A 12452-nucleotide genomic window follows, 5' to 3' on the forward strand; every position below is an offset into this window, starting at 1 on the left:
CATGCATACTGTGCGCTTTTTGATAGCCAGGTAAACTGTGCGCAATCCCGCGCTGGCCGGCTGCAACAAAAGATTAACCTATGAGCTCTGACAAAAAGCAGTCCCTTGGTGCCGTTACTCTTGCCGCAATCGGCGTGGTCTACGGTGATATCGGTACCAGCCCGCTGTATACCCTGCGCGAATGTCTGTCGGGACAGTTCGGCTTTGGCGTAGAGCGCGATGCGGTATTTGGTTTCCTCTCCCTGATCTTCTGGCTGTTGATTCTGACGGTATCCCTCAAGTACATCACCTACGTCATGCGCGCGGATAACGCCGGTGAGGGCGGTATTCTGACGCTGATGTCGCTGGCCGGGCGCAATACCGGTGGGCGGGCAACTGCGATCCTGCTGATTATGGGCCTGATTGGCGGCAGCTTCTTCTATGGCGAAGTGGTGATAACCCCTGCCGTATCGGTACTGTCGGCGATAGAAGGGCTGGAGATTGCCGCACCGTCGCTCGACAGCTATATCGTCCCGCTGGCCATCGCGGTACTGACCCTGCTGTTTGTGATTCAGAAACACGGTACGGGCATTGTGGGTAAGCTGTTTGCGCCAGTGATGCTGGTGTGGTTTATCGTACTGGCGGTGCTGGGTGCGCGCAGCATTCTCAATAACCCGGATGTACTGCAGGCGATGAATCCTTACTGGGCGGTTCACTTCTTCATTGAATATAAAACCGTGTCCTTCTTTGCGCTGGGTGCCGTGGTGCTGGCGATTACCGGGGTGGAAGCGCTGTATGCGGATATGGGCCACTTTGGCAAATTCCCTATCCGACTGGCGTGGTTTATCGTGGTGCTGCCGTCGCTGGTGCTGAACTATTTCGGCCAGGGCGCGCTGCTGTTGGCACATCCTGAAGCCATCAAAAACCCGTTCTTCCTGCTGGCACCTGACTGGGCGCTGATCCCGCTGCTGCTGCTGGCGACTCTGGCTACGGTGATCGCCTCTCAGGCGGTGATTTCCGGGGTATTCTCACTCACGCGTCAGGCCGTGCGTTTAGGCTATCTGCCGCCGATGCGTATTGTTTACACCTCAGAGCAGGAATCCGGCCAGATCTATATTCCGGTGATCAACTGGCTGCTGTTTGTTGCCGTAGTCATCGTGATTATCGGCTTCAAGCACTCCAGCAACCTCGCTGCGGCCTACGGTATTGCGGTGACGGGCACCATGGTGCTGACGGCCATTTTGTGTACAACCGTGGCGATCAAGAACTGGCACTGGAATCGCTATCTGGCGCTGCTAATCCTCGTGGCCATGCTGTGTATTGATGTGTCACTGTTCTCGGCCAACCTGGTGAAGGTTTTCTCCGGCGGCTGGCTGCCGCTGGCGCTGGCGCTGGTGATGTTTGTAATTATGACCACCTGGAAAAGCGAACGCTTCCGCCTGCTGCGCCGTATGCATGAGCACGGCAATTCGCTGGAGGCGATGATCGCCTCGCTGGAGAAATCGCCGCCGGTCAGGGTGCCGGGAACCGCAGTGTATATGTCGCGCGCGCTGAACGTGATCCCCTTTGCCATGCTGCATAATCTTAAGCATAACAAGGTACTGCATGAACGCGTGGTGCTGCTGACGCTGCGTACCGAAGATGCGCCGTACGTGCATAATGTGAAACGCGTGACCATTGAGCAGCTTTCCCCGACCTTCTGGCGCGTGGTGGCCAGCTACGGCTGGCGCGAAACGCCAAACGTCGAGGAGATCTTCCACCGCTGCGGTCTGGAAGGGCTGAGCTGCCGGATGATGGAAACTTCGTTCTTTATGTCCCACGAATCGCTGATTATCGGTAAACGGCCGTGGTATCTGCGGCTGCGCGGCAAGCTGTTCCTGATGCTGCAAAAGAACGCCCTGCGCGCGCCGGATCAGTTTGAAATCCCGCCTAACCGGGTGATTGAGCTGGGTACGCAGGTCGAAATATGATGAACGGGCGCGGTCTGAACATGACCGCGCCCTACAGCCACACCGTCACGACTAATCCACCCTCATCCCGATTCTTCAGCGTGACCCCCATACCGTGCAGCCGGGCAATATGATGAACGATCGATAATCCCAGGCCGCTGCCGGACTGCTGCTGACCGGGAGGGCGATAGAAACGCTCCCCGATGCGCGGCAGCAGCTCCGCCGGAATACCCGGCCCGTTATCGCTTATCGTCAGGCTGTTCTCCGTTAGCGCCAGTGCCACCTGGCTACCCTCTGGCGCATAGCGGATAGCGTTATCCAGCAGATTGCGCACCAGCAGAGCCATCAGCAGCGGGTTTGCCAGCCGTCTGAGCGGTTCTTCCGGTGCATCCAGACTGAGATCGATTCCTTTTTCCCGCGCCTGTTCATAGTGCTCGACCACGGCCTGCTGCAATAGATACTGCATTTCCAGCGACTGTTTTTGCAGATCCTGGCCATTATCCAGCCGCGAGAGGATCAGCAGCTGATCCACCAGCCGTGTAGCGCGATCGATACCGATATCCAGATTACTCAGTGCGTGGTGAAGCGCAGCGGTATCGTCGTGGGCCAGCTGTGCCACTTCGGTCTGGACCTTTAGCGCCGCCAGCGGGCTGCGCAGCTCGTGGGCGGCATCGGAGGTAAAGCGCCGCTCGCGCAGCAGCATCGCACCGATGCGGGCAAACAGCTGGTTAAGCTCGTCCAGCAGGGGACGAACTTCCTGTGGGACGCGCTCAGCTTCGAGCGGTGCGGCATCATCCGCCGCCCGCTGGCGGAGCTGTTGCGCGATGTACTTGAGGGGTTTAAGTTCGTGGCTGACCAGCCAAAGCATCAGTAGCAGCATCACTGGCAGCGCCAGCAGCCAGGGGCTGAGGCTGGCGTGTACCAGATCGCGGGTCATATCATCGCGGTATTCCCACTCCTGGCCAACCGCTACGATATAGCGACCGTCCGTCGTGGTCAGCCACACCAGCCGCCACATATCGTCATCGTCGTTTAACCTGCCGTCGGTGAACCCGTCGCGCTGGTAGCTGAAGGGGAAATCTTTGCCGTTATCCCCGTCATTAAGCAGCATTTTTCCTTCGCGGCTGAAGACGGCGAAGGCCAGCGCATCATCTTCCTGATCGCCACGATGATGGCGCAGCAGTTTTTTGGTTTTTGGCAGGGTGAGGGGATCGGTGCTTAACCGCTCGGGATTTATCGCCGCCAGACGTTTGGCAAACAGCATCTGTTGCGTATCGAACAGCTGATTGATGTTGTGCCGCGTTTGCCACCAGCCGCCGATTGCGGCCGCTCCCCAGCACACAATACTCAGCAGCAGAAAGCCGACCGTCAGGCGCAGGCGCAGGCTTCTTTTTTTCATAGCGCCCCCAGCGTGTAGCCAACGCCGTGAACGGTACGGATAAATTCACTGCCGAGCTTTTTGCGCAGGTGATGGATATGCACCTCTACCGCATTACTTGAGACATCTTCATCCCAGCCGTAGAGCTTTTCTTCCAGCCGGGCGCGGGTTAATACCCGGCCAGGGTTGAGCAGAAACAGCTCCAGCAGTGCCAGCTCGCGCGCTTTCAGTTCCAGCGGCTTGCCGTCCAGGGTGACGCTGTGGGAAGCCGGTTCCATCATCACCCTGCCGTGCTGCAATATAGGCTGTAGCTGGCCGTGGCGTCGACGGATCAGCGCCTGCAACCGTGCCGCCACTTCGGTGAGGGCAAAAGGCTTGCACAGATAGTCGTCGGCCCCCTGCTGCAGGCCATCGACCCGCTGCTCAAGGGCATCGCGGGCGGTCAGGATCAGCACCGGCTCGTCGCGGCCCTGCTGGCGCCACTGGCGCAGGATCTCCAGGCCATCGATCCCCGGCAGGCTGAGGTCCAGCACCACGGCATCGTAGGGTGCTGCGCTGAGGGCGAGCAGGCCATCATTTCCCTCAGTAAACCAGTCAACGCTAAACCCCAGCTTGCCCAGTCCGGCTTTTATCCCGTCGCCAATCAGGCGATCGTCTTCAATCAGTAAAATTCTCATCGGCTTATCCTTTGCTGTTAGCGATTTATACGGAATGAGGATGCCGCTTGTACAGGGACGATCGGCGAAATTGCCTGAATTTACGCAATAAACAGAAATAAACTCATCAGCTGATGTTCCTTAAGATCCTGTTAAGAAGCGTTTGCTTTAATCACCCTCAGAGTACATCCGGCAGTGGAACGCTGCCTCCGTTCAGGAAGAAAGGTGATAAAGATGAACATGAAAAAAACAGCTGCATTACTGGCGATTACCGCTCTGATTTCTACCCCGGTTCTGGCCGTACAGGGAGGCGGCTTTGTTGATCCGAGTGCACCGACGTCCGTCGTGCAGAAAGGGGGCTTTAGTGGGCCAAATGGTACGATGGTGACCGTAAAACAGGCCCAGGATATGAAAGACGACGCCTGGGTAACGATGCGCGGTAATATCGAGAAGCGTATCGGTGATGAAGACTATCTGTTTCGCGATGCCACCGGCACTATGACGGTAGAGATTGACCACAAGCGCTGGGAAGGCCAGACCGTCGGCCCGAAAGATAATGTCGAACTTCAGGGCAAGTTGGATAAAGACTTTAACTCCCTTGAGCTGGATGTGAAGCAGATCAGAAAACTCAGTCAGTAAGGCTGACTCATTCCCGGCAGCGCGAGCGATAAACTGTTCTTCCAGCATCGGCGGATAATGCTGTTTGCTGGAGGATTATCTCGCGCTGTTCCGCAAGGCAATCATTCATATCAAAATCCCCCCAACTTTCTTTCTGAAGCCTCTTTGACGCCGTCAATTCATCTTCGTGCAACGACAGCGAAACGTTTCGATGGCGATCACATTTTCACGATCTGGCGATTGTTTTCCCCTGGCCGTTGCTTAAACTGCAGTCAGCGAAACGTTTCGCTCTGGAGTGAAAGATGAAAAAAGGCACCTTACTGAATTCTGATATTTCGTCCGTGGTTTCCCGCCTGGGACATACTGATAGCCTGACCATCGGCGATGCTGGCCTGCCTGTCCCGCATGGCCCGCAGCGCATCGATCTTGCGCTGACTCACGGTATTCCCAGTTTTTTGCAGGTAACCAAAACGGTAACTGAAGAAATGCAGGTTGAGAGCGCCATCCTTGCGGAGGAGATTTTGCAGCACAATCCGCAGCTCCACAGTGAACTGATCGCCCTGCTTGAATCCTTGCAACAACACCAGGGTAATACCATTAGTATCAGCTATATCAGTCACGAACAGTTCAAACAACAAACACAACGTAGTAAGGCTGTTATTCGCAGCGGGGAGTGTTCTCCGTATGCGAATATCATCCTTAACGCTGGCGTGACCTTCTGAGGCCGTTATGCAACCTTTACTGCAACTGAAAGGCATTGAGAAATCCTTCCCCGGCGTGAAAGCGCTGTCGGGGGCTGCACTTGCCGTTTATCCTGGCCGCGTCATGGCGCTGGTGGGGGAGAACGGTGCAGGTAAATCCACCATGATGAAAGTCCTGACCGGGATCTACGCTCGCGATGCCGGTAGCTTTGAGTGGTTGGGTAAAGAAACAACGTTCAACGGGCCGAAGGCGTCGCAGGAAGCGGGTATCGGCATTATCCACCAGGAACTTAACCTGATCCCGCAGCTCAGTATTGCGGAGAATATTTTCCTCGGTCGCGAGTTCGTTAACCGCTTTGGCCGTATTCAGTGGAAAGCGATGCACGAGAAGGCGGACGCGTTGCTGAAACGCCTGAATCTGCGTTTCAGCAGCCACAAACTGGTGGGCGATCTGTCGATCGGCGACCAGCAGATGGTTGAGATTGCCAAAGTGCTGAGCTTTGAATCTAAAGTCATCATTATGGATGAGCCAACGGATGCACTGACCGATACGGAAACTGCCTCGCTGTTTCGCGTGATCAACGAGCTGAAGGCGCAGGGCTGCGGCATTGTGTATATCTCCCACCGCATGAAAGAGATTTTTGAGATTTGCGACGACGTGACTATTTTCCGCGATGGTCAGTTTATTGCCGAGCGAGAGGTCAACTCGTTAAGCGAAGAGTCGCTGATCGAAATGATGGTCGGCCGCAAGCTCGAAGAGCAGTATCCGCGCCTGGACAAAGCACCGGGTGATATTCGCCTGAAGGTGGAAAACCTGAGCGGTTCCGGCGTTGATGATGTCAGCTTTACTCTGCGTAAAGGAGAGATCCTTGGCGTGGCGGGCTTGATGGGCGCTGGCCGTACCGAATTAATGAAAGTGCTGTACGGCGCGCTGCCGCGTTCAGCCGGAACCGTAACTCTGGACGGCAAAGCGGTAGTAGCGCGTTCGCCAGAAGAAGGGCTGCTCAACGGTATCGTCTATATCTCTGAGGACCGCAAGCGCGATGGTCTGGTGCTGGGGATGTCGGTAAAAGAGAACATGTCGCTGACCGCCCTGAAGTATTTCAGCCATACCGGCGGTCGTCTGAAGCACGGTGAAGAGCAGCTGGCCGTCGGGGACTTTATCAAGCTGTTTAACGTGAAAACCCCTTCGATGAATCAGCCTATCGGCCTGCTTTCCGGCGGGAATCAGCAGAAGGTGGCTATCGCCCGTGGCCTGATGACCCGGCCTAAGGTGCTGATCCTGGATGAACCGACTCGCGGCGTGGACGTTGGCGCGAAGAAAGAGATTTATCAGCTAATTAACCAGTTTAAAGAAGAGGGGCTGAGCATCATCCTCGTCTCTTCTGAAATGCCGGAAGTGCTGGGCATGAGCGACCGCGTGCTGGTGATGCACGAAGGTCGCCTGAGCGGTGACTTCCCGATTGAACACGCCTCGCAGGAAATTCTGATGGCGGCGGCAGTAGGCAAACAATACAGCGCGGAGCTGGCATAACTATGAGTACGCAAACAATCCCTTCACGCCGCCTGATCAGTAAGGCATGGCTGCTTGAACAGAAATCGCTGATTGCACTGCTGGTGCTGATCGCCATTGTCTCCAGCATGAGCCCGAACTTTTTCACCGTGGCGAACCTGTTCAATATTCTGCAACAGACCTCGGTTAACGCCATTATGGCCGTAGGGATGACGCTGGTTATCCTGACCTCGGGCATCGATCTTTCCGTCGGTTCGCTGCTGGCGCTGACCGGCGCGGTGGCGGCATCGATCGTTGGCCTGGAAGTGAATGCACTGGTGGCGGTTGCCGCTTCGCTGGCGCTGGGTGCCCTGATCGGCGGTATTACCGGTACGATTGTCGCGAAAGGCAAGGTTCAGGCGTTTATCGCCACGCTGGTAATGATGCTGCTGCTGCGCGGGGTGACCATGGTGTACACCAACGGCAGCCCGGTGAATACCGGCTTTAGCGACAATGCGGATCTGTTCGGCTGGTTCGGTATTGGCCGCCCGCTGGGTATTCCAACGCCGGTCTGGCTGATGGCAATTGTCTTCTTTGCCGCATGGTACATGCTGCATCACACCCGTCTGGGTCGTTATATCTATGCGCTGGGTGGTAACGAAGCGGCGACCCGTCTTTCAGGCATCAGCGTGAATCGGGTAAAAATCACCGTTTATGCACTGTGCGGCATGCTGGCCGCGCTGGCCGGAACCATTGAAGTCGCGCGCCTTTCTTCCGCACAGCCAACGGCGGGAACCGGCTATGAGCTGGATGCGATTGCGGCCGTTGTACTCGGCGGGACCAGCCTCGCTGGTGGCAAAGGACGTATTATGGGAACGCTGATCGGTGCGCTGATCCTTGGTTTCCTCAACAACGGGCTGAACCTGCTCGGTGTCTCTTCTTACTACCAAATGATCGTCAAAGCTGTAGTGATTTTACTGGCGGTGCTGGTAGACAACAAAAGCAGTAAATAACTGATTACCCTACAGGATTAAGAACATGAAAAAACTGACTGCACTGGCTTTACTGTTAGGCGCTACCCTGAGCACCAATGCGCTGGCAAAAGACACTATCGCGCTGGTGGTATCCACGCTGAACAATCCCTTCTTTGTCTCGCTGAAAGATGGGGCGCAGAAAGAAGCCGATAAGCTGGGCTATAACCTGGTGGTGCTGGATTCACAGAATAACCCGGCGAAAGAGCTGGCGAACGTGCAGGACCTGACCGTTCGCGGCACTAAGGTTATGCTGATTAACCCAACCGATTCCGATGCGGTGGGCAATGCGGTGAAAATGGCTAACCAGGCGAACATCCCGGTGATCACGCTTGACCGCGTCGCGACGCAGGGCAAGGTTGTCAGCCATATCGCTTCTGACAACCGCGCAGGTGGTAAGCAGGCCGGCGAATATATCGCTCAGAAGCTGGGTGATGGCGCAAAAATTATCGAACTGCAGGGAATTGCCGGTACGTCAGCCGCGCGTGAGCGTGGTGAAGGCTTCAAACAGGCCGCCGATGCCCATAAATTTAATATCCTCGCCAGCCAGCCGGCCGATTTCGACCGCACCAAGGGCCTGAACGTGATGCAGAACCTGCTGACCGCACATCCTGATGTGCAGGCGGTGTTTGCCCAGAATGATGAAATGGCGCTGGGTGCACTACGCGCATTGCAAACTGCCGGTAAATCTGGTGTGGTGGTTGTGGGCTTTGACGGCACGCCTGATGGGGTGAAGGCTGTTGAAGGCGGCAAACTGGCCGCGACCGTTGCTCAGCTGCCGGAGCAGATCGGCTCTATCGGTGTAGAAACCGCTGATAAAGTGCTGAAAGGTCAGAAAGTCGACGCTGTAAATCCGGTAGACCTGAAGCTGGTCACCAAATAAATCAAAGAAAAGCATGGCACGCGCCACCCTCGGGTGGCGCACTTATCTGGACGATTCCCCATATGAAAAATACCGGCAAACTGGCTGTTCTTGGCAGCATCAACGCAGATCACATTCTTAATCTGGCGCAGTTCCCGCGCCCGGGTGAAACGGTGATCGGGAAGCAGTATCAGGTCGCGTTTGGTGGAAAAGGGGCGAACCAGGCCGTAGCTGCCGGACGTAGCGGCGCGGATATTTCCTTTATTGCCTGCGTGGGGCATGACGATATTGGTGAACGTATCCGCAGGCAGCTGGCGGACGATCGTATTGATGTGGCACCGGTTATTGCCGTTGAGGGTGAGTCTACCGGCGTGGCGCTGATTTTTGTCAATGGTGAAGGAGAAAACACCATCGGTATTTATGCCGGTGCGAATGCGGCGTTGACGCCGGAGCGTGTGACTCAGCATCAGCAGGTGATTGCCGACGCTGACGCATTATTGATGCAGCTTGAGTCGCCGCTGGACAGCGTGCTGGCCGCTGCGCGCATTGCCCATCAGAATCAGACCCGGGTTATTTTGAATCCGGCCCCGGCAACGGCGCTTTCCGATGAACTGCTGTCGCTGGTGGATATGATTACCCCAAATGAAACAGAAGCGCAGATCCTGACCGGCGTGTCCGTAAACACCGATGAGGATGCGGCGAAGGCTGCGGCAGTGCTGCATGCTAAAGGGATTGAATCGGTACTGATCACCCTCGGAAGCCGCGGCGTGTGGCTGAGCGAGCAGGGCAACGGCCAGCGTATTCCTGGATTCCGCGTAGAGGCGGTGGATACGATTGCTGCCGGCGATACGTTTAATGGTGCGCTGATTACCGCACTGCTGGAGAAAAAGCCGATGGACGAGTCGGTGCGCTTTGCTCATGCTGCCGCGGCTATTGCCGTCACGCGCCACGGTGCTCAGCCCTCCGTACCCTGGCGTGAAGAAATCGACAGCTTCTTGCAATCGCAGGGGTAAACGTGGCCACTATGAAAGATGTCGCCCGGCTTGCGGGCGTCTCAACCTCTACCGTATCCCACGTCATTAACAACAATCGGTTCGTCAGCGAGACGATCCGAGAGAAGGTCACTTCGGCAATCAGCGAGCTGAACTACGCGCCGTCAGCGCTTGCTCGCAGCCTGAAGCTGAATCAGACCCGCACTATCGGCATGCTATTGACCGCCAGCAGCAACCCGTTTTACGCGGAAGTGGTTCGTGGCGTTGAACGCAGCTGTTATGAGCGCGGTTACAGCCTGATCTTGTGTAATACCGAAGGGGATAAGGACCGTATGGATCGGAGCCTGGAAACGCTGCTGCAAAAGCGCGTTGATGGTTTGCTGATCATGTGCACCGAAAGCCATCTGCCTTCAGCAGAGATCCTTGGCCGCTATCCTTCTATTCCTTCGGTGATGATGGACTGGGCACCGTTTGAAGGCGGCAGCGACATCATTCAGGACAACTCGTTGCTGGGCGGAGAAATGGCGACTCAGCATCTGATTTCCCGCGGCTATACCCGCATTGCCTGTATTGCCGGCCCTCAGGACAAAACGCCAGCGCGCCTGCGCCTTGAAGGCTATCAGCGTGCGATGGCCACGGCGGAGTTACCGATCCTGCCCGGATATATTGTTGACGGTGATTTTGAGTTTGAAGGTGGCTTCAACGCCATGCAGCAGCTGTTAACCCTGGACCCGCGACCTCAGGCGGTATTTACCAGTAATGATGCTATGGCCGTTGGCGTTTATCAGGCGCTCTTCCAGGCCGGGATGACAATTCCGCAGGATATGGCAGTAATGGGATACGATGATATTGAGCTGGCGCGCTATATGACCCCGCCTCTTAGCACTATCCATCAGCCGAAAGACGAGCTGGGTGAGCTGGCGATTGATACTCTGCTGCACCGGCTGAGTAGCCCCGATGCCAGCCAGCAGCTGCTGGTACTGACACCGGAACTTATGGCGCGCGCCTCGGTGGGGGAACGCTAAGCCTTCTTCTTTTTATCGCGGTCGCTGATCAGGTTGCGGCCGTCTCCTGGTTTCAACAGCAGGAACACCAGCGCGGAAATCACGGTAATGACGCCCATCGTCAGGAAGGTGGCGTGGAAGTGCTGGAAGGTTGTGCCATCGAAGTTTTCATAAAAGCGCAGGACCGCTGCGCTAACCGCTACACCAAAACCAATCGCCAGCTGCTGCGTTACCGCCAGCATGCTATTGCCGCTGCTGGCATTGGCATCGGTTAAATCCGCAAGGGTGATGGTGTTCATCGCCGTAAACTGGGTAGACATCGCCATCCCGAGAATAAACAGCGGGATTAACATTGCCAGCACGCTCCAGCTCGCTGATTGCAGGGAAAACGACGCAATCAACACGCCGATAATCACACTGATACCGACCAGCGTTTTACGATAACCAAACCAGCGCAGAACTCTTGTGACCAGCGATTTTGCCAGAATCGATCCCAGCGCCGTCGGGGCCATCATGCATCCGGCGATCAGTGCGGTATAGCCAAAGCCAACCTGTAACATCAGCGGCATAAGAAAAGGAATACAGCCGGTTCCCAGACGAGAGGCGATATTACCAATGATGCCGACGGAGAACGTGCGGGTTTTAAACATCGGCAATGGCAGCAGCGGAGAAGGGTGGCGGCGGGCGTGCACTATATATAGAAGAAGAAGGAGAATACCCCCGACCAGTACGCTCAATGCGATAAGGCTGGAGACGACCCGTTCACCAAACAGCTCGATGCCGCTTGAGATCCCAACCAGTCCAAGACCGAACAGCAGAAAGCCCAGCAGGTCGAACCGTCGTTTTGGGGTGGTGAAGTCCGGCATGTATTTGCGCGCATAGATAATGCCGAGAATTCCAATCGGGATATTGATGAGAAATATCCAGTGCCAGGTTGCCCATGTGACCAATACACCGCCCAACAGAGGGCCCAGTACCGGGCCAATCAGCCCTGGCATGGTGACAAAGTTGAGTACCGGCAGCAGTTCGCTGCGCGGATAGGCCCGCAGCAGGGCCAGCCGCGCCACCGGCATCATCATCGCGCCGCCGACGCCCTGGATAACGCGAGAGATCACCAGCATGCCCAGCGAGTTTGATAGCGCACAGGCCAGGGAACCAAAAGAGAACAGGAAGACGGCAACGATAAACACTTTACGTGTGCCGAAGCGATCGGCCAGCCAGCCGCTGACGGGAATCAGCATGGCGACGGTTAAGGTGTAGCTGATGACGGCCGACTGCATGGCCAGCGGTGAGCGGTTCAGGCTGTGGGCGATAGCGGGCAGAGCGGTGTTGAGAATGGTGGCATCAAGCGCCTGCATAAAGAACGCCATGGCGGCGATCCACGGAAGTCCGGCCATACTGCGCGCGGATTTTATCATTGGTCGTCCTTTTTTAATTGGAAGCCAGCAGAAATCTGCCTGCGGTGCAGCAAGAATAGCATCCCGTATCTCAATTTTGTGATGGGCGTCTGCTGTTTTCTGGCTATATCTGGGTGATTATTAATCGATTGCTGTATTCTTTTTATTCATCTGGTTAAAAATAAGACGCTCGGTAATTTATTTGCAATAAAAACTTGTCAGCCGCCAGAAAATCCCTATACTGCGCCTCCACTGACACGGAACAACGGCTTACAGGCCAGCGTGTTAGAGGTTCAGGAAGTTGTCTGAACCGCCGGAAAAAACTTCTCAAAAAGAAGTTGACTCCGAAGGAGGAAAGCGTAATATACGCCACCTCGCAGCAGATTGCCCCGG

The 12452-nt window shown here is 55.9% G+C and carries 11 protein-coding genes; 8 read left to right on the forward strand and 3 right to left on the reverse strand.

From position 1 onward, the window contains the following. Positions 1 to 80: 80 nt before the first annotated feature. Positions 81 to 1949 carry a low affinity potassium transporter Kup gene (gene kup, locus JOE09_RS23400; protein ID WP_205067531.1) on the forward strand — a complete coding sequence of 623 codons (1869 nt, stop codon included), beginning with the start codon at positions 81 to 83 and terminating at the stop codon, positions 1947 to 1949. Between the two features lie 31 nt (positions 1950 to 1980). On the opposite strand, the gene qseC is transcribed toward kup, so the two are convergent. Next, complete coding sequence (gene qseC / locus JOE09_RS23405) at positions 1981 to 3327, reverse strand: quorum sensing histidine kinase QseC (protein ID WP_205067532.1); 1347 nt, start codon at positions 3325 to 3327, stop codon at positions 1981 to 1983. Beyond that, entirely contained in the window at positions 3324 to 3983 is a 660-nt protein-coding gene (gene qseB / locus JOE09_RS23410) for a quorum sensing response regulator transcription factor QseB (protein WP_205067533.1), read from the reverse strand. The genes qseC and qseB overlap by 4 nt, the downstream gene beginning before the upstream one ends. Positions 3984 to 4202: 219 nt before the next feature. On the opposite strand from qseB, the gene JOE09_RS23415 reads away from it, so the two are divergent. The 7 genes from JOE09_RS23415 to rbsR all read left to right on the forward strand — a co-directional run bounded on the left by JOE09_RS23415 (position 4203) and on the right by rbsR (position 10683). Further along, positions 4203 to 4601 (forward strand): YgiW/YdeI family stress tolerance OB fold protein, encoded by a 399-nt coding sequence (locus tag JOE09_RS23415; RefSeq protein ID WP_205067534.1) that lies wholly within the window; start codon positions 4203 to 4205, stop codon positions 4599 to 4601. A gap of 281 nt (positions 4602 to 4882) precedes the next feature. After that, positions 4883 to 5302 carry a D-ribose pyranase gene (gene rbsD, locus JOE09_RS23420; RefSeq protein WP_105595272.1) on the forward strand — a complete coding sequence of 140 codons (420 nt, stop codon included), beginning with the start codon at positions 4883 to 4885 and terminating at the stop codon, positions 5300 to 5302. Between the two features lie 7 nt (positions 5303 to 5309). After that, positions 5310 to 6815, forward strand: a complete 1506-nt coding sequence (rbsA, locus tag JOE09_RS23425; protein ID WP_200560611.1) for a ribose ABC transporter ATP-binding protein RbsA — start codon at positions 5310 to 5312, stop codon at positions 6813 to 6815. Between the two features lie 2 nt (positions 6816 to 6817). Beyond that, complete coding sequence (gene rbsC / locus JOE09_RS23430) at positions 6818 to 7786, forward strand: ribose ABC transporter permease (RefSeq protein WP_105595270.1); 969 nt, start codon at positions 6818 to 6820, stop codon at positions 7784 to 7786. A gap of 25 nt (positions 7787 to 7811) precedes the next feature. Further along, complete coding sequence (gene rbsB / locus JOE09_RS23435) at positions 7812 to 8687, forward strand: ribose ABC transporter substrate-binding protein RbsB (RefSeq protein ID WP_205067535.1); 876 nt, start codon at positions 7812 to 7814, stop codon at positions 8685 to 8687. A 62-nt stretch (positions 8688 to 8749) separates the two neighbouring features. Beyond that, positions 8750 to 9679: a ribokinase gene (rbsK, locus tag JOE09_RS23440; protein WP_205067536.1), complete on the forward strand. Its 930-nt coding sequence runs from the start codon at positions 8750 to 8752 to the stop codon at positions 9677 to 9679. Positions 9680 to 9681: 2 nt separating this feature from the next. Continuing rightward, complete coding sequence (rbsR, locus tag JOE09_RS23445) at positions 9682 to 10683, forward strand: ribose operon transcriptional repressor RbsR (protein ID WP_205067537.1); 1002 nt, start codon at positions 9682 to 9684, stop codon at positions 10681 to 10683. Here rbsR and mdtD read toward each other — a convergent pair. Next, on the reverse strand, positions 10680 to 12080 hold the full coding sequence (gene mdtD / locus JOE09_RS23450; RefSeq protein ID WP_205067538.1) for a multidrug transporter subunit MdtD: 1401 nt from the start codon (positions 12078 to 12080) through the stop codon (positions 10680 to 10682). The genes rbsR and mdtD overlap by 4 nt on opposite strands. Between the last annotated feature and the right edge of the window lie 372 nt (positions 12081 to 12452).

Origin of the sequence: Pantoea coffeiphila, from assembly GCF_016909495.1 — a bacterium.
Taxonomy (GTDB): Bacteria; Pseudomonadota; Gammaproteobacteria; order Enterobacterales; family Enterobacteriaceae; genus Erwinia; species Erwinia coffeiphila.